Source organism: Bradyrhizobium sp. STM 3557 (genome assembly GCF_045571465.1).
Taxonomy (GTDB): domain Bacteria; phylum Pseudomonadota; class Alphaproteobacteria; order Rhizobiales; family Xanthobacteraceae; genus Bradyrhizobium.
This window is the reverse complement of record NZ_CP120697.1, coordinates 3,440,629-3,461,035: the sequence shown is the minus strand read 5'-3', so window position 1 is coordinate 3,461,035 and position 20,407 is coordinate 3,440,629. Positions and strand designations below refer to the sequence as shown.

Annotated in this window: 20 protein-coding genes; 6 read left to right on the top strand and 14 right to left on the bottom strand. The window is 64.6% G+C overall.

The genetic code is table 11. The annotated features are described in order from the left end of the window. Positions 1 to 124 precede the first annotated feature (124 nt). The 5 genes from P6U24_RS15615 (at position 125) to P6U24_RS15595 (ending at position 5,079) form a co-directional block, all read left to right on the top strand. Entirely contained in the window at positions 125 to 994 is an 870-nt protein-coding gene (locus tag P6U24_RS15615) for an NAD(P)-dependent oxidoreductase (RefSeq protein ID WP_407159957.1), read from the top strand. Between the two features lie 190 nt (positions 995 to 1,184). Further along, positions 1,185 to 2,783 (top strand): sensor histidine kinase, encoded by a 1,599-nt coding sequence (locus P6U24_RS15610; protein WP_407159956.1) that lies wholly within the window; start codon positions 1,185 to 1,187, stop codon positions 2,781 to 2,783. Positions 2,784 to 2,830: 47 nt separating this feature from the next. Then, entirely contained in the window at positions 2,831 to 3,034 is a 204-nt protein-coding gene (locus P6U24_RS15605; RefSeq protein ID WP_407159955.1) for a DUF1289 domain-containing protein, read from the top strand. A 289-nt stretch (positions 3,035 to 3,323) separates the two neighbouring features. After that, a complete protein-coding gene (locus P6U24_RS15600) occupies positions 3,324 to 3,848 on the top strand; it encodes a TIGR02281 family clan AA aspartic protease (protein WP_407159954.1) in 525 nt (174 codons plus the stop codon). A 133-nt stretch (positions 3,849 to 3,981) separates the two neighbouring features. After that, positions 3,982 to 5,079, top strand: coding sequence for a pyridoxal phosphate-dependent aminotransferase (locus tag P6U24_RS15595; protein WP_407159953.1), 1,098 nt, complete (start codon positions 3,982 to 3,984; stop codon positions 5,077 to 5,079). A 17-nt stretch (positions 5,080 to 5,096) separates the two neighbouring features. On the opposite strand, the gene P6U24_RS15590 is transcribed toward P6U24_RS15595, so the two are convergent. The 7 genes from P6U24_RS15590 to P6U24_RS15560 form a co-directional block, all read right to left on the bottom strand. After that, positions 5,097 to 6,038 (bottom strand): ABC transporter substrate-binding protein, encoded by a 942-nt coding sequence (locus P6U24_RS15590; protein WP_407159952.1) that lies wholly within the window; start codon positions 6,036 to 6,038, stop codon positions 5,097 to 5,099. Next, positions 6,035 to 7,138 (bottom strand): LLM class flavin-dependent oxidoreductase, encoded by a 1,104-nt coding sequence (locus P6U24_RS15585; protein ID WP_407159951.1) that lies wholly within the window; start codon positions 7,136 to 7,138, stop codon positions 6,035 to 6,037. The genes P6U24_RS15590 and P6U24_RS15585 overlap by 4 nt, the downstream gene beginning before the upstream one ends. Before the next feature lie 32 nt (positions 7,139 to 7,170). Continuing rightward, positions 7,171 to 8,355, bottom strand: coding sequence for an acyl-CoA dehydrogenase family protein (locus P6U24_RS15580; protein ID WP_407159950.1), 1,185 nt, complete (start codon positions 8,353 to 8,355; stop codon positions 7,171 to 7,173). Further along, complete coding sequence (locus P6U24_RS15575; RefSeq protein WP_407159949.1) at positions 8,349 to 9,146, bottom strand: ABC transporter ATP-binding protein; 798 nt, start codon at positions 9,144 to 9,146, stop codon at positions 8,349 to 8,351. Before P6U24_RS15575 ends, P6U24_RS15580 begins: the two co-directional genes overlap by 7 nt. After that, positions 9,140 to 10,156, bottom strand: coding sequence for an ABC transporter permease (locus P6U24_RS15570; RefSeq protein WP_407159948.1), 1,017 nt, complete (start codon positions 10,154 to 10,156; stop codon positions 9,140 to 9,142). The genes P6U24_RS15575 and P6U24_RS15570 overlap by 7 nt, the downstream gene beginning before the upstream one ends. Then, positions 10,134 to 11,225 carry an ABC transporter substrate-binding protein gene (locus tag P6U24_RS15565; RefSeq protein ID WP_407159947.1) on the bottom strand — a complete coding sequence of 364 codons (1,092 nt, stop codon included), beginning with the start codon at positions 11,223 to 11,225 and terminating at the stop codon, positions 10,134 to 10,136. Before P6U24_RS15565 ends, P6U24_RS15570 begins: the two co-directional genes overlap by 23 nt. 147 nt (positions 11,226 to 11,372) lie before the next feature. Further along, the gene (locus tag P6U24_RS15560; RefSeq protein ID WP_407159946.1) at positions 11,373 to 11,576 is read right to left on the bottom strand and encodes a hypothetical protein; all 204 of its coding nucleotides are present in this window, start codon (positions 11,574 to 11,576) and stop codon (positions 11,373 to 11,375) included. Positions 11,577 to 11,734: 158 nt separating this feature from the next. Between P6U24_RS15560 and P6U24_RS15555 the strand changes: the two genes are divergently transcribed. Then, positions 11,735 to 12,676, top strand: coding sequence for an ABC transporter substrate-binding protein (locus tag P6U24_RS15555; RefSeq protein ID WP_407160482.1), 942 nt, complete (start codon positions 11,735 to 11,737; stop codon positions 12,674 to 12,676). 15 nt (positions 12,677 to 12,691) lie between these two features. Here P6U24_RS15555 and P6U24_RS15550 read toward each other — a convergent pair whose 3' ends face one another. From P6U24_RS15550 to P6U24_RS15520, 7 genes are all read right to left on the bottom strand, one after another. Beyond that, entirely contained in the window at positions 12,692 to 13,918 is a 1,227-nt protein-coding gene (locus P6U24_RS15550; protein ID WP_407159945.1) for a carboxylate-amine ligase, read from the bottom strand. Next, entirely contained in the window at positions 13,908 to 15,680 is a 1,773-nt protein-coding gene (locus tag P6U24_RS15545; RefSeq protein WP_407159944.1) for an N-acetylglutaminylglutamine amidotransferase, read from the bottom strand. The genes P6U24_RS15550 and P6U24_RS15545 overlap by 11 nt, the downstream gene beginning before the upstream one ends. Before the next feature lie 25 nt (positions 15,681 to 15,705). Continuing rightward, on the bottom strand, positions 15,706 to 16,533 hold the full coding sequence (locus P6U24_RS15540) for a class II glutamine amidotransferase (RefSeq protein WP_407159943.1): 828 nt from the start codon (positions 16,531 to 16,533) through the stop codon (positions 15,706 to 15,708). Between the two features lie 234 nt (positions 16,534 to 16,767). After that, on the bottom strand, positions 16,768 to 17,859 hold the full coding sequence (locus tag P6U24_RS15535) for a branched-chain amino acid ABC transporter permease (RefSeq protein WP_407159942.1): 1,092 nt from the start codon (positions 17,857 to 17,859) through the stop codon (positions 16,768 to 16,770). Next, entirely contained in the window at positions 17,856 to 18,866 is a 1,011-nt protein-coding gene (locus P6U24_RS15530; protein ID WP_407159941.1) for a branched-chain amino acid ABC transporter permease, read from the bottom strand. Before P6U24_RS15530 ends, P6U24_RS15535 begins: the two co-directional genes overlap by 4 nt. Beyond that, positions 18,863 to 19,585 (bottom strand): ABC transporter ATP-binding protein, encoded by a 723-nt coding sequence (locus P6U24_RS15525; protein ID WP_407159940.1) that lies wholly within the window; start codon positions 19,583 to 19,585, stop codon positions 18,863 to 18,865. Before P6U24_RS15525 ends, P6U24_RS15530 begins: the two co-directional genes overlap by 4 nt. Beyond that, entirely contained in the window at positions 19,582 to 20,349 is a 768-nt protein-coding gene (locus P6U24_RS15520; protein ID WP_407159939.1) for an ABC transporter ATP-binding protein, read from the bottom strand. Before P6U24_RS15520 ends, P6U24_RS15525 begins: the two co-directional genes overlap by 4 nt. Positions 20,350 to 20,407: the final 58 nt, after the last annotated feature.

The window sequence follows — 20,407 nt, the reverse complement described above, 5'->3', positions numbered from 1 at the left end:
AGCGTTTATGGTGCGGCGTCCGATCGCCCGCCATGTGGTTCCCGCGCGGCGTGAGCGTCCAGAACAAGCCCGGCCGCTTCCGGCCGCCGGCGAAACCCCAGTGGTTATCAACAAGGTCAAAGATATGGCTAAAGTCGCTTTCATCGGCCTCGGCGTCATGGGCTTTCCCATGGCAGGACATCTCGTGAAGAAAGGCGGCCACGAGGTCACGGTCTACAACCGCACCGCAGCAAAAGCGAAGGAATGGGCCGACAAGTTTGGCGGCAAAACCGCCCCGACGCCGAAGGCTGCCGCCGAGGGTCAGGATTTCGTGATGTGCTGCGTCGGCAACGACAACGACCTGCGCTCGGTGACAATTGGCACCGACGGCGCCTTCGCCGGCATGAAGAAGGGCGCAACCTTCGTCGACCACACCACGGCCTCGGCTGAAGTGGCGCGCGAGCTCGACGCCGCAGCGACCAAAGCCGGCTTCAAATTCGTCGACGCACCGGTCTCGGGCGGCCAGGCCGGCGCCGAGAACGGCGTGCTCACGGTGATGTGCGGCGGCACGGAGGACGCCTATGCGGGCGCCGAGCCGGTCATCGCCGCCTATGCGCGGATGTGCAAGCTGCTCGGACCCGCAGGCAGCGGCCAGCTCACCAAGATGGTCAACCAGATCTGCATCGCCGGCCTGGTCCAGGGTCTCTCGGAGGGCATCCACTTCGCCAAGAAGTCCGGCCTCGACGTGCCCAGCGTGATCGACACCATCTCCAAGGGCGCGGCGCAGTCCTGGCAGATGGAGAACCGCTACAAGACCATGAACGAGGGCAAGTATGATTTCGGCTTTGCGGTGGAATGGATGCGCAAGGATCTCTCGATCTGCCTCAGCGAAGCCCGCCGCAACGGCGCGCATCTGCCAGTGACCGCGCTGGTCGATCAGTTCTACTCCGAGGTCGAGAAGCTCGGCGGCAAGCGCTGGGATACGTCGAGCCTCTTGGCGCGGCTGGAGAAATAACCGCGCTCGGCTGTCCTGCGAACACGGTCAAGCTGGTTTCCTTGCGAGGCCAGCTTGCTCGCCGCAAACGTTAATTTAACCTCCGATTAACGGAAATGTTTGGTTCTCTAAGGTACCTCTTAAGGATTTCGCGCGAGTTATAGACAATGCAAAAGCCCGCGTGGCCGGCGGGCAGGATTTGTGTTGTTTCATGAGTAAACCCGCTGAAACGCCGGAGATCGTCGAGCTTCCAGCAGATCCCCCCGCGCCGGTGCCAGCGAGCCAGCGCCGGGCGGCGCAGCAGCGGGTGCGCGAGGCGCGCGACCGGTTAACGTCGACATCGGGAACGCGGCCCGCCTTCGATCGCGAGCTGCTTCGCCAATACGCGCAGACGCGCATCTCCGCATCCTATGTGGTGATGCTGCTGGTGGTCGCCGCCGGCCTTCTGCTCAGCATCTGGCTGCGTCCGGTCGCGGCCGGCGCCTGGACTTGCGGCCTGCTCTGCATCCACGCCGCCATCGTGCGCAACTGCATGAGCTTTCTGGCCGACCAGCCGTCGCTGGCGGCAACGCGGAGCTGGCGCACCCGTTTTGTCCTGCTTGATCTGCTTTACGGCATCTGCTGGATGGCGGTGCTGATCCATCCGGCGCTCGCCGAGGTCTCCGGCACGCTGATGATGTTCCTGATGCTGCTGGTGATCGCCGTCTCCAGCATGCTCGCGGCCAATCTACCGATCGCGGCGCTCGCCACCACCGCGCCGGTCACGTTCGCCATCGCGCTCAACCTCATGCTGTCGGGCAGGCTCGACAATTACGTGCTGGCTGCATTCGCGCTCGCCGCCGAGGGCTATTTCGCACTGCTGGCGCACCGGCTGCATTCGACGACCCTCGCCACACTCGAAGCGCGCGCCGAGAAGGATGCGCTGATCGGCGAGCTCGAGCAGGCCAAGGCGATCTCCGACGAGGCGCGTTACCGCGCTGAAGCCGCCAATGTCGCGAAGTCGCGCTTCCTCGCCCAGATGAGCCATGAGCTGCGCACGCCGCTGAACGCCATCCTTGGCTTCTCCGAGGTGATGAAGAGCGAGATCTTCGGCGCTCATGCGGTGCCGGTCTACAAGGAATACTCGGCCGACATCCACAATTCCGGCGTGCACCTGCTCAATTTGATCAACGAGATCCTCGATCTCTCCCGCATCGAAGCCGGCCGCTATGAGCTCAACGAGGAGGCCGTCGCGCTGGTGCATGTGGTGGCCGACTGCCATCATCTGCTCAAGCTGCGCGCCTCGAGCCGCGGACTGACCATTCACGAGGTGTTCGAGCGCGATATGCCCAGGATATGGGGAGATGAGCGTGCGATCCGCCAGGTGGTGCTGAACCTGTTATCCAACGCCATCAAGTTCACGCCGCAAGGCGGCAAGATCTGGCTCAAGGCCGGCTGGACCGCGTCCGGCGGCCAGTACTTGAGCGTGCGTGACACCGGGTCGGGCATCCCCGAGAATGAGATCCCGATCGTGCTCGCCTCGTTTGGCCAGGGCTCGAACTCGATCAAATCGGCCGAGCAAGGCGCAGGGCTCGGCCTGCCGATCGCCAAGAACCTGATCGAGATGCATGGCGGCACCTTCACGCTGAAGTCGAAAATCCGCATCGGCACCGAGGTGATCGTCACCTTCCCGCCGGAGCGCGTGATGTCGGCGCTCGCGCCTGTGCGCGAGGAGGCACCGCCGCTGCAGCCGGAGCCGGAGCTTCCGGTCACGCACGAGAAGCACCGGCCGCGCCTGAAGCCGATCATGAACGCCGGAACGGGGCTATGACATGATCGGCCTTGCGCTTCCGCCAGAAGACCCGCAACAACAAGCCTATGAGCCAAGATACGCCGTGCATCGCCGTCTGCATGATCGATCCCAGGACCAATCTCTGCTTCGGCTGCGGCCGGACCTTGCCGGAGATCGCGCGCTGGGGGCAGATGAGCGCCGAGGAGCGGCGCGCGTTGATGACCGCGCTGCCGGAACGGATGGATGCGGCCGGACTGCCGCCGATATCGGGGCGCGGCCGGCGCGAGTGATCGGCGTGACCTCTGCTATCTCGGTACCGCCACGCACTCAGTTCAACCTCGCCCCGCTTGCGGGGAGAGGCATAGGCCGCCGTTCGGCGGCCGTCCTAAGAACGCCGAAGCGAAGCTTCGGCTATGTTGCATCGAAAGATGCAATCCCGGTGAGGGGGTACAGGTCTCGCCACCTACACCACTCGCGCGTTTGCCCCTCACCCCACCCCTCACAGCGCGAGCGAAGCTCGTCGCGGCCGCGTAAGAACGGGGAGAGGGAGCACACCGTTGTTGCCGCAGGAGGCTTGTCATGAGTCGCCTGATGCTCGTCCTCTTGACGATGGTGCTGACCGCCAGCGCCGTGATCGCCTACAAGGACCCCGAACAAGCGGCACGCGCCTCTGACATGGTCTCGGAGCTGTTGCGTCATCGTGCCGCCGCCAAGGCCGCGAGCGAAGTCGAAGTGCCGCGCGGCCAGGGCGGCGAGTTCGCGCTCAAGGCCAGGATCAACGGCATCGCCGTGCCGATGGTGGTCGACACCGGAGCAACCTCGGTCGTGCTCACCTACGAGTCCGCGAAGGCCGCCGGCCTGCCGCTCGAGCTCCTCGACTACAACGTCGACGTCGACACCGCCGGCGGCCGCACCAAGGCAGCGCGTTTGACGCTGGACCGGCTGGCGATCGGCAAGCTGGTGGAGCGCTCGGTGCCGGCGCTGGTCGTGCCGCACGGGCAGATGAAGACCAACCTGCTCGGTATGAGCTTCCTCGACCGCCTGGAGCGCTGGGAAGTGCGCTCCGATCGTCTGATGCTGCACGGCTATCCGGAACGCGGCTAGCGGTTACGGCCGTAACCATCGAGATCGCGACAGGCGCAGCAAGTTGAGCTTTGTTGACTTGCTCGACACGACGGCTGGCCGCAAACTACCAAGCTCATGGCGGCCAGTTCGTCTTCCCAAGGGGAACAGGACCATGGCTGATCTCAACCGACGCGAATGGCTGCTGCTCGGCACGGCCACAGCCCTCAACATCCTTCATCCCGCGATGGCCGCAGCTCCGATGCAACATCCCGTCCGTCTTTCGCTGAACGAAAACCCGTTCGGCCCCTCACCGCTCGCGGTGGAGGCGATCAAGGCCGACCTCGCCGGGCTCAACCGCTACACCGGCAGCGAACTCGACACACTGACGGACGCCATTGCCAAACACGAGAATGTCGGCCCTGGTCATATCGTGCTTGGAGAGATCCTCGACACGCTCGGCCTTTATCCGTCGGCCAGCGGCGGGGCCGGTGGCGAGTTCGTTTATTCCGAGCCCGGCTACACCGCCCTGGTCGATGCGGTCGCGCCGGCTGGCGGCATGGTGGTCGGCGTTCCCCTGAACGACAAGCTCGAGAATGATCTCCCTGCCCTCGCAGCCAAGGTCAATGACAAGACGCGCGCGGTTTATCTGGTCAACCCGCACAATCCATCCGGCACCGTCAGCGACGCGACGCGCTTCATCGACTTCGTTCGTGATCTGTCCCGGCGCACGCTGGTGATCGTCGACGAGGCCTATCTCGAATTCACGCCGGATTTCGCGCAGCGCACCGTCGCACCCCTGGTGCATGAGGGCGCACAGGTCGCCGTGTTCAGGACCTTCTCCAAGATCTACGGGCTCGCGAGCCTTTCGATCGGCTACACGCTGGCGCCGACGCAGCTCGCCGCCTCGCTGAAGCGCAGCGGCATTGGCGCTTTCTTCGGGCTGAACCGGCTGAGCCTGGTGGCCGCGAGAGCCAGCCTGAACGATGCTGGCTATGTCGCCTCGGTCCGCGACAAGGTGGCTGCCGAGCGCGAGGCCTGGCATGCGCTATTCCGCGAGCGCAAGGTCCGCTTCTCCAATTCGGTCGGCAATTTCGTCTTCTTCGACGCCGGCCGCCCGCAGCAGACCATCGCGGCCGCCCTCGCTGCGCAGAACATCGTGATCGGTCGCGCCCAGCCGCCGCTCGACAATTGGGTGCGCATCTCGATCGGGCTGCCGGAGGAGAATGCGATCGCGCGCAAGGCGGTCGCGGAGCTGCTTCCGCCGGCGTAACGAGACGCGGTCGACGCCTACAGCCCTGCGGCCTTGGCAATGGCCTCGGTGAAGGAGCGGTCGACGATGTCGGACGCCTTGAGCGGCTGCTTGATCAGCCCGGCGCCGGCATAAAGGTCGATCGTCTTCTGCTCGTCGGCAACTACATCATCATCAATCGGGGTGATCCTGATCTTTGCCCGCTTCAGCCAGTTCACAGCAACCGCCGGCGGGATGTTCATCAGTCTGCCCCAGGTCTCGGCATAACCCTCCACGTGATCCTGCGACCAGGCGCGCGCCACTGTCATCCTTCGAGCGAAATCCTCCAGCGCTGCGCGCTTCTCGTTGATCGCGGCCGGCGTCGCCACCTGAAAGCTGAGGCCGGGTGTCAGGCCCTCGCCGGTGATGATCCGGCGCGACTTGAACAGCACCTCCTCCTGGCTGACATAGGGCTCCCAGGTCGACCAGGCATCCACCGAACCTTGCGAGTAGGCCACCTTGGCGTCTGACGGGGCCAGGAACACCAGCTTGACGTCGTCAGTCGTCCAACCTTTCGACTCAAGCGCCGCCAGCACGAGCTGATGGCCGATCGAGCCGCGGCCGGTGGCGATGGTCTTGCCGCGCAGATCGTCAAAACTCTTTACCGACGATTTCTCCGGCACCAGGATCGCGAGCCCCTCACGGCTCTGCCTGATCGCGGCGATCGCCTTCACCGGCACGTTGGCGGCTGCGGCGAAAGTGAACGGCGCATCGCCCACCAGCCCGGTCTCGATCGCGCCTGCTCCAAGCGCTTCGAGCAGCGGTGCGGCGGCGACGAACTCCTTCCACTCGATCTTGTAGGGGACGTCGTTCAGCACGCCAGCGGCCTGCATCACGGCTTGCGAATTGCCCTTCTGGTCGCCGACGCGCAAGGTGACTTGCGCGTTAGCCGAAGTGGCGAGGCCGAGCAGAATGCCGGCAACAACAAGAAGTGGCTTCATTCCGCAGCCACCCCTTGCGTGCGCTGACGCTCGGCGATCAGCTGCCGGGTCGCCGGAAGAAGCTCACGGCCATACTCGATGGTATCGATCAGCGGATCAAAGCCGCGGATCAGGAAGTGGCTGATGCCGAGATCGTAGTAGTCGCCGAACACCTCGGCGACCTGCTCCGGCGTTCCCACCAGCGCGGTGGTGTTGCTGTTGGCGCCGGTGAGCTTTGCAATTTCGGTCCACAGCCGCTTGTCGACACGCGCGCCCTGCTCCGCCGCCGCGAGCAGGCGCTTGGCGCCGGCCGTGGCGTGGCCGTCGGCCGGCCTGCGATAGCCGGTTTGGTCCTGCAAGGCAGTGGCGCGCGCCAGGATCTCATGCGCCTTGGCCCAGGCCTTCTCCTCGGTATCGGCGAGGATTGGCCGCACCGACAGCGAGAAGCGCGGCGCCGGGCGGCCGTGCTTGGCGGCGGCTGCGCGCACGCGCGCGGTCTGCTCACGCACCTGCGCGTAGGATTCGCCCCATAGCGCGAAGGTGTCGGCATGCTTGCCGGCCACTTCAATCGCAGCATCCGACGCGCCGCCAAAATAGATGCGGATGCCCTCAGGACGATATGGCTTCACCTGGGAGAAGCCGTTCTCGACCTGATAATATTTGCCGGTGTAGGAGAATGGCTTGTCGCTGGTCCATTCGGAGCGCACGACATCCAGGAACTCGCTGGTCCGCGCATAGCGCTCGTCCTTGTCATCGAGCGTGTTGCCGTCCTGGCGCAACTCCTTGGCATTGCCGCCGGTGATGACATGCAGCGCGACGCGCCCTTTCGAGAACTGGTCGAGCACCGCGAACTGCCGCGCCAGCAGGGTCGGCGCGGTGAAGCCCGGCCGCTGCGCGATCAGCACGTTGAGCCTGCCCGTCACGCCGAGCACATGCTGGGCCACCTGCAGGCTGTCGGGCGTCGTCGAGTGGAAGGCGAGCAGCACACGGTCGAAGCCGGCATTCTCATGCGCCTTCGCCACCGTCTCGATATGCACGGGATCGAGCACCGGTCCCTTGCGGACGATGGTCTCCGAGGAGTTGTTGTTGGAGATGTAGCCGATGAATTCGATGTCGGACATCCGATTGGCCTTTCCTGTTATCCGTTGATGTCTCAAAGCCCGAGCGCGGCGCGGCCGGCGGCAATACGCGTCGCATCGTCCTGCGGCGTGTGCACGCGGCCGCACAGCACGTCGCGGTAACGCCGCTCCAGCGGATTGCTGCGGCTGAGCCCGTGGTTGCTCGACAATGACAGCGCATCCTCGACCGCCGCGATCGCATTGTTGGTGACGGTGAGCTTGACGACATTGGATTCGATTGTCGTTGGGGCGAAGCCGTCGTCGAAATCGCGAGCGACGCTATCGATCAGCCGCGCGTTGACCTGCAGTTTCGTCTCGATGCCGCCGAGGATTTCCTGTGCGCGTGGCAGCGTCGCCAGCGGCGCACCGAGGCTCGCGGGCGTGCGCGTCCTCAGGAATTCGATGATCCAATCCCGGGCCGCTCGCGCGATGCCGTCATAGATCGCGCCGACGAAGGCCGCATGCGCCACCGCCTGCACGGGATCGGGTGTCCGCCACTCGGCCGGCGGGCGCAACGCGATCTCGTAGTCGAGCGGGATCACGACATCGTCGAAGATCACATCGTGGCTGCCGCTGGCGCGCAGCCCCAGATCATCCCAGGTCTCGACAATGCGGATGCCCGGCAGGCCGGCCAGCACCAAAATGAAGCCCGCGCGCGGCTCGGCCTCGTCGGTTCTCACCCACACCGCGTACCATTTCAGCACTGGTGCGCCGGTCGAATAGATCTTGTGCCCGCTCAGCCGCCAGCCTGTCGCCGTTCGCCGCGCGATCGTCTCAGGAAGGCCACCACGCGCGGGCGAGCCGAGTGCCGGCTCGACGCGCAGCGCGTTGATCAGCGCACCCGCCTCCACCGACTCCCGCGCGAGCTTGCGCGCAAGCCGCGGTGGATATCCGCTGTTTCGCGCCATCACGAAATGCTGGATGTAGTGCATCGCCAGCACCAGCGCGGTCGAGGGATCGGCCTGCGCGATGATCGACAGCACCCGCGCGGTGGTGCGCGCACCGGCGCCATGGCCGCCATGCGCCTGCGGCACCGTCAGCGGCAGCAAGCCCGCGTCGAACAGATCCTGGAAATTCTCGAAGGCGAAGCTGCCGTCACGATCATGAACCGGTGCCCGTGCAGCAAACAGGGGCGCGAGCCGCTGCGCGCGTTCCAGCAGCGCCGCTTCGTCCGGGACCACAAGCGGCCGTACCGCCGCGCTTTCGGTTGCCGTCACCATGTCGCGTCCAGTCCGAGAAGGCCGAGGATCTGTCGACGCAGATCCGCCAGGTAGGGATCGCCGCGATGCCGTGGATACGGCCGTTCGACCGCGATGTCCGCCTTGATGCGCGCCGGCCGGTCGCTCAGCACGACCACACGATTGGCGAGCACCAGCGCCTCCTCGACATCGTGCGTGACCAACAGCGTGGTAAAGCCCTTGCGCTGCCACAGTGCTGTGAGCTCGGCCTGCATCGCGATCCGCGTCAGCGAGTCGAGCTTGCCGAGCGGCTCATCGAGCACCAGCACCTTGGGATCGTTAACCAGCGCGCGCGCCAGCGCCACGCGCTGCGCCATGCCGCCGGAGAGCTGGTGCGGATAGGCATTCCGGAAGCCGGTGAGGCCGACCAGATCGATCACGTCATCGATGCGCTCGCGATGGGTCTTCAGGATGCCCTGCGCTTCCAAACCCAGCGCGACGTTGTCCCAAACCGATCGCCAGGGAAACAACGTCGGATCCTGGAACACGACCACGCGCGAGGGATGCGGCCCCTTGATGCGCGCCTCGTCCTCGCGCAGGCTGCCGCTGCGCGGCGCGTCGAGGCCGGCGATCAGCCGGAGCAGAGTCGACTTGCCGCAGCCGGAAGGCCCGAGCAGCGCGACGAACTCACTGGGCTCGACGATCAGGCTGACGTCGTCGAGCACCGGGAGCTCCGCCCCGTCGACTTCGAAGGCATGGCTGACATGCGCGATGTCGAGCGCCGCGCCGACCGCGGGATAGGCGATCGGTTGGCTGAGCGTACTCGTTACCATTTGACGACGCCTTTCTGCCAGATGAGCACGCGGTCGCGCAGCTTGAAGAGCAGCGTGATCGCGCCCGAGCAGAGCAGCGACATCACCAGCAGCGCGGCATACATGTTGGCGTAGGCGGCCCAGCCCTGCGCCCATTGCAGGTACCAGCCGAGGCCAGCCTTGACGCCGATCATCTCGGCAACGACCAGCACCGCAAACGAGGCGCCGAGTCCCATGAACAGACCGACAAACACATGCGGCAGCGCCGCGGGGATCGCGACCTTCAGCACCAGGAACGACGGCCTGGCCCCGAGCGTCCGCGCCACGTCGTAATAGGCGCTACTAACGCTGGCGACGCCGGACCAGGTGAGCACCGTCACCGGGAAGCCGGTGGCGAGCGCGATCAGGAAGGTCGAGGCGCTCCAGCTCGAGGGGAAGGTGAAGAAGGCGATCGGCAGCCAGGCGGTGGCCGGCAGCGGACCGATGAAGCGCAGCACCGGATGCACCCAGTATCCGATCCAAGTCGACCAGCCGATCGATACGCCGGTGATGAAGCCGAGCGCGGCGCCGATCAGATAGCCGCCGAGCTGCAGCTTCACCGACGCCCAGGCACTGTCCGCAAGCTTGGGCAGATCATCGGTATAGACCTCGACGATCGCCTGCGGCGGCGGAAAGAACGGCAATGGAAGAAGTGCGAATTTCGCGGTGGCGAGCTCCCAGACCGCCAGGAACAGGCCGAGCGCAAGCAGCCACGTACTGCGTGCGCGCAAGGCCGTCCCTACCCGGCCAAGATGGTCGGCAGCGAGCGCGCCCGATAGCACGACGGCTGCAATCACGAAGGTGGCGATCGCGACGTCTCTCGTTCGCGACCAGTCTCCGACATCGTCGCGCACCAGGCAGGCGGCGCCGAAGGCGGCCCAGGCGAGCGCAGCGCCGATGCCCGGCAGCGTAACGCGGAGCTTGTCGGCGCGACTGCCGCCGCGCGGCAGGTGATCGGCTGCCGCGACGTCAGACAGAGAAAATATCGACATAGATGCGTTCCGCAAATTTGTTGGTATCGGTGCTCGGCTTGAACACCGAGACGACCTTCAGATCGTCGGCATAGGCCTTGAGCTCCTGCCGGAGCGCCGCACCGGTCGGATGATGATGATGCGTGTGGTAGCGGACCATGCCTTCGATATCCGCAAGGCTCGCCTGCTTCGGCGCATAAGGCAGGAACGATTTCGCCGCGACGGCCGGATTCTCCACCGTGAAAGCAGCAGCATCGAGCAGCGCCTGGGTGAGCGCACGACCGACCTGCGGCTCCTCGCGCACCAGGCTGCCGCGCAGACCCACGATGCAGCAGACACGTTCGCGATAGTCGCCGTCGAGATTGGAGGCGATCTCCTTGTAGGCTGGATCTTTCAGCCAGAGATAGGCCAGCGGATCGGACGCAAGGAACGCCTGCACTTCGCCCTTGTCCGCCGCGACATTGACGACGGCGCCGGGATAGACGCGCCAGTCGACATCCTTGTTGGGATCGATGCCCAGTCGCGTCAGCTGGATCGAGAAGAAGTTCTTGTCGGGACCTGCGAGGTCGCCCACCGCAACGCTCTTGCCCCTGAGATCGGCGAGCGTTTCGATGCCGGAGCCGGCGCGGGTCAGCACGCGCATGCAGCCGCCATGGGTGCCGGCGGCGATCTTGACGTCAAATCCCTGCTCCAGCGGCTTGAGCCAGCGCAGCGCCATGCCAAGTCCCGCGTCGCTCTTGCCGGTCGCGATCGCCTCCAGCAGCTGATCGGTCGAGCCGCTGTAGTTGACGAGCTCGACGTCGAGATTCTGCTTCTTGAAAAAGCCCTGATCGATCGCGACCGGCAGCGGCGTCAAGCAGACCGCGCCGGCATTCCACGAGAGCTTCAGCTTGCGCGGCGCGCCTGTGAGCGCGGGCGCATCGGATGAGGCCTTGCAGATCGGCAATTGCGAGACATCGATCGGCCGTGCCGTGCGCAGCGACAAGGCCTGCGCGCCCAAGCCGCCGAGCGGCGTCGCAAATGCCGCTGCCGCACCTGCCTGCAGCAGGCGGCGCCGATTGAGCGCCATACCGCCCCCCTTATTCCTCATCCATCTTCTCCTGCATGCAAGACTCGACCGACGACGCAAACGCCTCGCGTCCGCGCCCCACCAGAGCCAGTTATCAATCCGCCGATTGAGATGCGGCTCACGCCGCCTGAAACCGTCTACAAATGATGCGAGCGCACCTGCCGATCGTCAATGAAATGGATTTTCGAATGTTGCGCGGCAGCAGACGAATATCTCCACGCGCGCGACGATCTGCGACGAAACGATTTCCTTCACAAATCCCGCACTCGCGCGCCGCATCATGGCGCTTTCAAACCAACAAGCGGCTCTGTCGTAGGCGCTCGCACATCTCATTCTCACGACGCGGAGATGGACGATAAGAACGTCATTCATCGCGGCATCATTTCAGTCAGCCATTTCATTGACGATCTCCGCGTTGTTTCTCAGGCTGAAGCGACAAACAACGGCGGCCGCGATAGGCTGGCAATTCGAAGGAACGAACGATGGCGAACCCGACCAACCCCACTTCACAGGCAACGCTCGGCCGGCGCATGTTCTATGCGACGTTGCTCGGGGTCGCGATTATGATGACGGGCCGCGGCACCGGCGAAGCTGCTGAGCAGGTCGTACTGCGTGTCGGCGATCAGAAGGGCGGCAACCGGTCTCTGCTCGAGATTTCCGGATTTGCGCATGACCTGCCCTACAAAATCGAATGGGCGGAATTTCCGGCCGCCGCTCCGATTCTCGAAGCCTTGAATGCCGGCTCGCTCGATGTCGGCTACACCGGAGACCTCGCCTTCCTCACCGTCTATGCCGGCGGCGCGCCGATCAAGGCGATCGGCGGCACGCGCTCGAATGCGAAGACCCAGGCTATCCTGGTGCGGCAGGATTCACCGATCAGATCGGCCGATGATCTGAAGGGTAAGCGCATTGCTGGAACTCGCGGCGGCTGGGGCCAGTTCCTGGTCGATGCGACGCTGGAAAAGTCCGGCTTCAAACTCGACGAGGCAACCTTTGCCCCGCTCGGTCCTGTCGACGCCAAGGTCGCGCTGCTCGCAGGTTCGATCGATGCATGGGCAGTCTGGGAGCCCTATGTCTCCTACGCAACGTTGAAAGACAATGCACGGGTGATCGCCGATGGCGACGGGCTGACGCCGACGATCACCTTCATCGTAGCGACCAACAATGCGATCGCAACCAAGCGCGCCGCGGTGCAGGACCTCGTCAACCGCCTCAACAAGGCGCGGCTGTGGTCACTCGATCATGTCGGCGAATATGCGAAGAACACGGCGGAGCTGACCAGATTGCCCGAGGACGTCCTGCTGGCCGCCTATCAGGCGCAACGAACCGCGCCGATCGCGATCGACGACGGCGTCGTGAAGGAGGTTCAGGCCGCCTCTGACCGAGCCACCCGCTATGGCATCCTGAGCAGGCAGGTCGACGTCGCCAGGGCTGTCGATCCAAGCTTCAATGCGCCAATCGGATCGAATTGAATCTCGTTAGCTGTCTCACTCCGCCGCTCCCGCCAAAACCGGCGCCGGCGATGCCTTGGACAAGCTCGCAGCCTCGATCCACTGCGTGACCGCGGCGAGCTGTCCATGGGATTGGCGATAGGCTTCGAGCTGGCGGTCCGCCGAACTGCCGAAATGCATGATGGTCTGGCAACGTGCGAGCTCGTCGATGCAGCCGAGCTCCTCCGCATGAGGCGTGATCTGCTCGATGACACGGCGGAGCATCTCCTGCCCCGTCATCGGGCCATCTTCGGTGACGAACGTGCAGTCGGTCCCGTAACGCTGGGCGCGCCATTTGTTCTCGACTGCGATGGCCCGCTCCACGTTTCCGATCCTGCTGGCCCGCTGGGGGTTGAGATACAGATAACGCGCCAGCGACCGGTAGAGCGCCGCGATCGCGATCGCGTCGTCGGCTAACGTGCAGACGTCAGGCGCGCGCAGCTCCAATGTCGGATGCCGCAATGACGGCCTCATGGCCCACCAGACATGGCTCTCATTCGGCATCACGCCGGATTTGACCAGGGCTGCGACGTAGCGGTCATAGTCGCGCTTCGATGTGAAGAGTTCGGGAAGCCCGGTGCGCGGCAGCTCGTCATAGGCGGCGAGCCGATAGCCCTTGAGTCCGGTCTCGCGCGAATCCCAGAACGGAGAGGAGGTCGAAAGCGCGATGAACAGCGGAATATAGGGGATCATCGCCCGCATGACGGCGAAGCGTCGTTCCGGATCGGGCAGCTTCACATGCACGTGCATGCCGCACAGCATGTTGCGATGGCCGACGGTACGTAGGTCCTCGATCATCTCGGCGTAACGCGGCTTCGCACTGGGCTGCGACCGCCGCCACGCCGCAGTCGGATGCGTGGCGCAGGCCATGATGCTGAGCCCATATTGATGCGCGACATTGGCGACCTCGCGGCGTAGGAATTTCAATTCCTGCCGTGCGTCCTCGATGTCGACATGGACATTGGTCGCAACCTCGAGCTGGGCCTGCAGCATCTCGCGCATCGCCTGTCCGCCGGTCGACCAGTTCGCCGCCTCGAAGAGATCGTCGGGGGTGCGGATCGCCACGTCGCGCGTGCGCCCATCGACGAGGAAATACTCCTCTTCGATGCCGAAGGAATATTCCGTCACGTCATCCCGCCCCGCTGCCGACCGGATCACCAGGTGCCGTTCGTCGTCACTCAAGCCGAGGCGAAGTCTTTCGAGTATCTTGGAGTCAAATCCCATTTGTCTGCAGCCATGCTTCCAGGAGTGCCGCCTGCCAAAGGCGCGAATGTCCTTTCGGACTCATCTCGGCCTCGGGCCGTGCGAGCATGTGAGCGATGAAATCCCGCCGATAGAGACCGCGTGTCCGGGCTGGCTCTGCGCTGAGGACGCCGCGAACGAAATCGAGGAAGGGTCCGCGCAGATAGCGCAGGGCCGGTACCGGGAAATAGCCCTTGGGGCGATCGATGACGTGAGCAGGCAGCAAGCACCGCGCGGCCTCCTTCAGGATGTACTTGCCGCCATCCCTCACCTTCAGGTCGGCCGGGATGCGCGCTGCAAGTTCGACCACCTCATGGTCCAGGAACGGCACGCGCGCCTCCAGCCCCGATGCCATGGTCATGTTGTCGACGCGCTTGACGGGATCGTCGACCATCATGATCTCGGCATCGATCTGCAGCACCTTGTCGATGGCGGAAGCGCCATCGCGGGCGGCGAAGAACCGCTCGACGAATTGCAGGCTCTCATCCTCACCGACCAGGTCGGGCGCAAGCAGCCTCTCGAGATCGGAATGCCGCCAGTCGAGATACGCCCGCTGATAGTCCTGAACCGGGTCGTTGGAAGTGAGAAAACGGGGATACCAGCTGTACCCGCCAAAGACCTCATCGGCCCCCTGCCCGCTCTGCACCACCTTGACGTGCTTCGACACCTCGGCCGAGAGCAGATAGAAGGCCACCGCATCGTGGCTCACCATCGGCTCGGACATCGCGGCGATCGCGCCCGGCAACGCATCGAGCGCACGCTCTTGCGGGATGCGGATCTGCTGGTGATCGGTCGCGAACGTCTTCGCGACGATGTCGGAGTAATGAAATTCGTCACCGGCGTGCTCCCCGACGGCCTCGAACCCGATGGCGAAGCTGCGGATGTCGTGGTGTCCAAGCCTGGACAGCAGCGCCACCAGCAGAGAACTATCCAGCCCGCCGGACAGGAGCACGCCGACCGGAACGTCGGCGACGCGGCGGCGATCCACGGCCCGCGTCAAGCTGTCGCTGAGCACCTCCACCCAATCCTGTTCACTCAAGCTCCGGTCGCCCGGCCGGGACTCGCCGACCTCAAAGCTCCAATAGCGCTCGCGCCGTTGCCGCCCGTCAGGCTCGATGGTCAACAGCGTCGCGGGCTCGAGCTTCTTCACTCCGCGGAGCACCGTGCGCGGCGCCGGAACAGCGGCATGGAAGCTGAAATAATGGTGCAGTCCGACGGGATCGAGCGCGGTGTCGACATCGCCGCCGGCCAACAGCGCAGGCATGGAGGATGCGAAGCGGAAGCGACCCTGAGCTTCGGTGTAATAGAGCGGTTTGATGCCAAGGCGGTCGCGGGCCAGCACGACGCGGCCGCTGTCGCGCTCCCACAACGCGAAGGCAAACATGCCCTTGAAGCGGCGCACGCAGCCCGTTCCCCAGGCATGATACGCCTTGAGGATAACCTCGGTGTCGCCGTGCGAGAAGAAGCGATAGCCCTTCGCCGTCAGCTCAGAGCGAAGCTCCTTGAAATTATAGATGCAGCCGTTGAACACGATGCCGAGCCCGAGGTCCGGATCGAGCATCGGCTGCTGAGCAGCGGCCGACAGATCGAGGATGCTGAGCCGCCGGTGTCCGAACGCCAGCCCGCCTTGCGCATACACGCCTGCGGCATCGGGCCCGCGCGATTGCATCGCGCCGTTGATGCGCTCGAGCGTCGCTAAGGAAACCTGTCCATCTGTTCTGACTTCACCACAAATGCCGCACATCGGCGATGACCCAAGCTCCCGTTCATCAAACGCGCCCAACAACCCGTTGAGAACGCTTACGTTCCGGAGTGGCGGCGACAGAATTGTCTGGGAACAGTGGAACAATCTCGGCGCGCTTGGCGGCACGCGCCACCAGGACCTGGTTCGGCGGCACCTCGATCCAGTCCGGCTCCTTGTCGTAGGGCTCGGAGACGACGATCACCTGATCGCCATCCTCGCGGAAATACAGCGAATTGGCCCTGTCGTTCTCGGCGAAGCGAAACGCGTAGAGATCGTGGCCATTCGAAAGCGCCGAGGTGAAGCGCAGCCGCTCGTGTAGCCCATCTTCGTTGACCAGCCGGCAAAGCGAATGCAGGACGCTGCGCGTCGCGGCCAACGGATCTTGCTCGAGGCCGGCGCCGACCATTGCAAGAAAGACGGCTTCGGAGTCCGTGGTGCCGAGTCGCGATGGGTAGAGCGGATCCGGAATCAGCGCCTCGACCTTCCGACGCAGCCGATTCCAGCTGCCGACAAAGCCGTTATGCATGAACAGCCAGCGCCCGCACGCGAATGGATGGCAGTTCTGGCGCGTCACGGCGGTGCCGGTGGCCGCGCGCACATGGGCAAAGAACAAATGCGAGTGCAGATGACGGCAGAGATAGCGCAGGTTCTCGTCGGACCAGGCCGGACGCGTCTCGCGATACAATCCGGGCTCCGGATGGTGGCCGTACCAGCCAAGGCCGAACCCATCACCGTTGGTGCCGGCGGTCGATTCGAGCGCGCGCAAGCTCTGCGTCACCAACGAATGTTCAGGCTCGGTGACGTAGTGCTCGAATGCGGTGGTCTCTCCGCGATAGGCAATCCAGCGGCACATCGGCGTCCTCCCTTGATGGAGCAGACTTCACGTCGCGCGACATGCGTGCGCGATGGTCTCGTCCAGCCTGACCTATGGCTCCAGCCGTTCTGGGTGTGGCTTGCCTAAGGCGGTTTCCAGCGGCACGGTCAGGCTTTCCAGGAAGGCGAAAAACGCCCGGTGAAAAGCCTGGTTCCTTGCCGGCAGGCCTCGGGAACCTCAGGCCTGTTCCTACTGGGTGCAGTGCCGGCGCGCTTATGAGGGCGATGCCGGCTGGTGCGGCAACGGGCGCGTCTTGCCACGAAGCCGGCCGACGACACCTGTCGGGAAGAAATACACGCTGGCGATGAACAACAGGCCAAGCCAGAGGAGCCAGCGGTCGGGATGCAGCAGCCCAGGCAGCAGCGGCAGGCCGGCCTCGGACGCAGCAGTCGAGGCCATCCCCATCAGGCTCTGCAGGTAATTCTCCGCCAGAAGAAAGATCGTGGCGCCAATCAGCGCGCCGTAGATCGTGCCCATGCCACCGATCACGACCATCAGCAGGATATCGAGCATGATCGAAAAGCTCAGCGAGGTGTCCGGCCCGGCATAGCGCAGCCATAGCGCGTTGAGCATGCCGGCGAGCGCCGCAACCGCGGCCGCAATGCAATTGGCATAGGTCAAATGGAACACGGTGCGATAGCCCAGCGCCTCGGCGCGAAAGCGGTTCTCACGGATCGCCTGCAGCACCCGGCCGAACGGCGAATTGACCACGCGCAGCAAGGCCAGGATGATCAGCGCGCAGGCGATGAAGACGATGTAATAGGTCAGAATCCGGCCGTTGATGGCGATGCCGAACCAGTCCTTCGAGATGAACACGGTGCCGGGCCGCAACAGCTCGGGAAGCTGAAAGCTCCTGCCATCCTCGCCACCGGTCAACCAGGACAGTTGCGAGGCCAGCACCAGGAAGGCGGAGGCCACCGCGAGCGTAATCATAGCGAAGAAGATCGCCTCCACCCGCAGCGAGAACAGGCCGATCGCCAGCGCAAGCAGCAGAGCCAGCGGCACGCCGACTGCGACACCAACGCCAACTGCGCCCCAACTGGCGCCGAGCGCATAGAGCGCAATCGCAATCGCGTAGGAGCCGATGCCGTAGAACATCGTGTGCGCGAACGAGACCGAGCCGGTGTAGCCGAGCAACAGATCGTAGGAGGCGACGAGCGCCGCGAAGATGCAGATCTTGGCGGCCACGTTCATGGCCTTGGCGCCGGGAAAGATGAAGGGCGTCGCCAGCAGCCCCAGCACGATGACGATGAGCAGCGCCGACAGGATGCGGCTGCGCGGAGGATCACCTGACAGGAGCATCATCGGCTGGTCACTGCATAGAGGCCGCGCGGCCGCCACATCAGGATGGCGACCATCAGCAGGATGTTGGACACGAGGGCAAGCTTGGGCACGAGGAAGCCGCCATAATTGGCGACCATCGCCACCAGGATGGCGCCGATGAAGCAGCCGGTGATCGAACCGAGACCGCCGATGATGACGACGATGAAGACCAGCACGGTCAGCTCGTCGCCCATCGAGGCATGCACCTGCTCGCGGTAGAGCGCCCACATCACCCCGCCGAGACCCGCCAGCGCCGAACCCGTCATGAACACGCCAAGGAAGAGACGCCGGATGCGATAGCCGAGCGCCTCGACCATCTCGCGGTTCTCGACGCCGGCGCGAATCAACAGCCCGATCTTGGTGCGGTTCAGCACCAGCACGATGCCGGCGAACACTGCGATGCCGACCAGCATCGCCAGAATGCGATATTTCGCGATCACGATGTCGCCGAGGATGAAGGAGCCGCGCAGCGCCGTCGGCAATGGCAGCGGAACGATCTGCGGTCCCCACAATGCATAGAGCACCTGCTCGGCGACGATCAGGCCGCCGGTGGTCATGAGGATCTGCTTCAAATGCTGGCCATAGACCGGCAGGATCAGCACGCGCTCGACCACGACGCCGAGCGCGGCCGACACGGCCATGGACAGCACCGCCGCGGGCACCAGCACGGCAAGATTGGCGGATAGCGAATCCGCCTGCGTCCAGCTCGCCAGCGGCAGCAGCACCAATGTGCCGATATAGGCGCCGACCGCGATGAAGGCGCCGTGGCCGAAATTGAGCACGTCCATCAGGCCGAACACCAATGTCAGGCCGGATGCCATGATGAAAATCATCATGCCCATTGCGAGGCTTGCTACCGTCAGCGTCACCCAGGAGCTGGTCGAGCCGATCAGCGGGATCATCAACAGCGCGAGCACGAGCGGCAGCAGCAATGGCGCGAGATCACGCTTCGGCTTCGGCAATACGTCGGAAGCGGCGAGGTCGATCACTGATGCTGCTCCAGGCTCAGCCCCAGCAGACGCTCCTGCAGCGGCACATCGGCGGCGAGCGCCGCCATCTCTCCGCGATGGACGATGGTGCCGTTGTCCATCACCAGCACGGTATCGCCGAGCTCGCGCGCGGCATGGAAATTCTGCTCGACCAGGAGGATCGTGGCGCCCCGGCGCTTGATTTCCTTGAGGCACTCGATGAGCGCCATCACGATCGCAGGCGCCAGGCCCTTGGTCGGCTCGTCGATCAAAAGCAGCCTGCGCGGCTCGACGATGGCGCGGGCAATCGACAGCATCTGTTTCTGGCCGCCGGACAGGGAGCCGGCGCGCGACAGCCAGAACTTCTTCAGCGCCGGAAAGAAGCCGAAGATCCAGCTGAGCTGGGTGTCGTCGAGCGGACCGTTGCGGGCAGCAAGGATCAGGTTTTCCTTCACCGTGAGGTCGGAAAACACCGCCATGCTTTCCGGCACATAGCCGACGCCGAGCCGGGCCACATCGGGCGTCGCGTGCTGCTCGATGCGATCGCCGCCAAGCGTGATCGTGCCTGATGACGCCTGCCACAGCCCCATGATGGTGCGCAGCGTCGTGGTCTTGCCGGCGCCGTTGCGCCCGAGCAGCATCGTGGTCTGGCCTTGCGGCACGTCGAAATCGACGCCTTGCAGAACATGGTAGCGGCCGATATGGGTGTGAACGCCTGACAGCGTCAGCAGCGCGCTCATGCGGCGCTCCTGCCAGCGGGCACGCCGAGATAGGCCTCCTGCACGACCTGTGAGGCGATCACCTCGGCAGGCTTGCCGTCGGCAACGAGCTGGCCGTTATGCAGCACGATGATGCGGTCGGCCAGCGAACGCACCACGTCCATCTTGTGCTCGACCAGCAGGATGATCTTGCTTGTATCCTGCTTGAGCTGGGCGATGAGATCGAGCACGACCGGCACCTCGTCGATGCTCATGCCGGCGGTCGGCTCATCGAACATGAAGACTTGCGGCTCCAGCGCCATTATCAGCGCGACCTCGAGCTTGCGCTGGTCGCCATGGGACAGCGTGGTGGCGGCAACCGCGCGGCGTCCGCCCAGCGCGACCTTATCGAGGATGGCGTCGGCCCGGTTGATCAGATCTCTGCGCGCCATCCACGGCCGCAGCAGGTCGTAATGCACGCCGCTTTGCGCCTGCACCGCAAGGCGAACATTCTCCTCCACGCTCAGATTCGGAAACAGGTTGGTGAGCTGGAACGCGCGGCCAAGGCCGGCCCGCGTGCGCATCGGCGCCGACAGCGCGGTGATATCGGCACCATTGAACAGGATCGCGCCCGATGTCGCGCGGAGCTGCCCTGAGATCAAGTTGAAATAGGTGGTCTTGCCGGCCCCGTTGGGACCGACGATGGCGGTGAGCTCGCCGGGACGGAAGCTGCAGCTGACACCGTTCACGGCGACGTGGCCGCCAAAGCGGATGGTCAGATCGCGGGTTTCAAGCGAGAGCGGCATGCGGACGCTGATCAGGAAGTTCGATGGAGCTGCGGTGTCCCTAACCTCTCCCCGCTTG

Excerpts from the sequence above, each read along its gene's own strand:
- P6U24_RS15550 (WP_407159945.1), bottom strand. The coding sequence starts at position 13,918 with ATGGGATTTGACTCCAAGATACTCGAAAGACTTCGCCTCGGCTTGAGT.
- P6U24_RS15525 (WP_407159940.1), bottom strand. The coding sequence starts at position 19,585 with ATGAGCGCGCTGCTGACGCTGTCAGGCGTTCACACCCATATCGGCCGC.
- P6U24_RS15555 (WP_407160482.1), top strand. The coding sequence starts at position 11,735 with ATGTTCTATGCGACGTTGCTCGGGGTCGCGATTATGATGACGGGCCGC.
- P6U24_RS15605 (WP_407159955.1), top strand. The coding sequence starts at position 2,831 with ATGAGCCAAGATACGCCGTGCATCGCCGTCTGCATGATCGATCCCAGG.
- P6U24_RS15545 (WP_407159944.1), bottom strand. The coding sequence starts at position 15,680 with ATGTGCGGCATTTGTGGTGAAGTCAGAACAGATGGACAGGTTTCCTTA.
- P6U24_RS15600 (WP_407159954.1), top strand. The coding sequence starts at position 3,324 with ATGAGTCGCCTGATGCTCGTCCTCTTGACGATGGTGCTGACCGCCAGC.
- P6U24_RS15565 (WP_407159947.1), bottom strand. The coding sequence starts at position 11,225 with ATGAGGAATAAGGGGGGCGGTATGGCGCTCAATCGGCGCCGCCTGCTG.
- P6U24_RS15590 (WP_407159952.1), bottom strand. The coding sequence starts at position 6,038 with ATGAAGCCACTTCTTGTTGTTGCCGGCATTCTGCTCGGCCTCGCCACT.
- P6U24_RS15535 (WP_407159942.1), bottom strand. The coding sequence starts at position 17,859 with ATGATGCTCCTGTCAGGTGATCCTCCGCGCAGCCGCATCCTGTCGGCG.
- P6U24_RS15570 (WP_407159948.1), bottom strand. The coding sequence starts at position 10,156 with ATGTCGATATTTTCTCTGTCTGACGTCGCGGCAGCCGATCACCTGCCG.
- P6U24_RS15540 (WP_407159943.1), bottom strand. The coding sequence starts at position 16,533 with ATGTGCCGCTGGATTGCCTATCGCGGAGAGACCACCGCATTCGAGCAC.
- P6U24_RS15560 (WP_407159946.1), bottom strand. The coding sequence starts at position 11,576 with ATGAATGACGTTCTTATCGTCCATCTCCGCGTCGTGAGAATGAGATGT.
- P6U24_RS15615 (WP_407159957.1), top strand. The coding sequence starts at position 125 with ATGGCTAAAGTCGCTTTCATCGGCCTCGGCGTCATGGGCTTTCCCATG.
- P6U24_RS15585 (WP_407159951.1), bottom strand. The coding sequence starts at position 7,138 with ATGTCCGACATCGAATTCATCGGCTACATCTCCAACAACAACTCCTCG.
- P6U24_RS15580 (WP_407159950.1), bottom strand. The coding sequence starts at position 8,355 with ATGGTGACGGCAACCGAAAGCGCGGCGGTACGGCCGCTTGTGGTCCCG.
- P6U24_RS15520 (WP_407159939.1), bottom strand. The coding sequence starts at position 20,349 with ATGCCGCTCTCGCTTGAAACCCGCGATCTGACCATCCGCTTTGGCGGC.
- P6U24_RS15595 (WP_407159953.1), top strand. The coding sequence starts at position 3,982 with ATGGCTGATCTCAACCGACGCGAATGGCTGCTGCTCGGCACGGCCACA.
- P6U24_RS15575 (WP_407159949.1), bottom strand. The coding sequence starts at position 9,146 with ATGGTAACGAGTACGCTCAGCCAACCGATCGCCTATCCCGCGGTCGGC.
- P6U24_RS15610 (WP_407159956.1), top strand. The coding sequence starts at position 1,185 with ATGAGTAAACCCGCTGAAACGCCGGAGATCGTCGAGCTTCCAGCAGAT.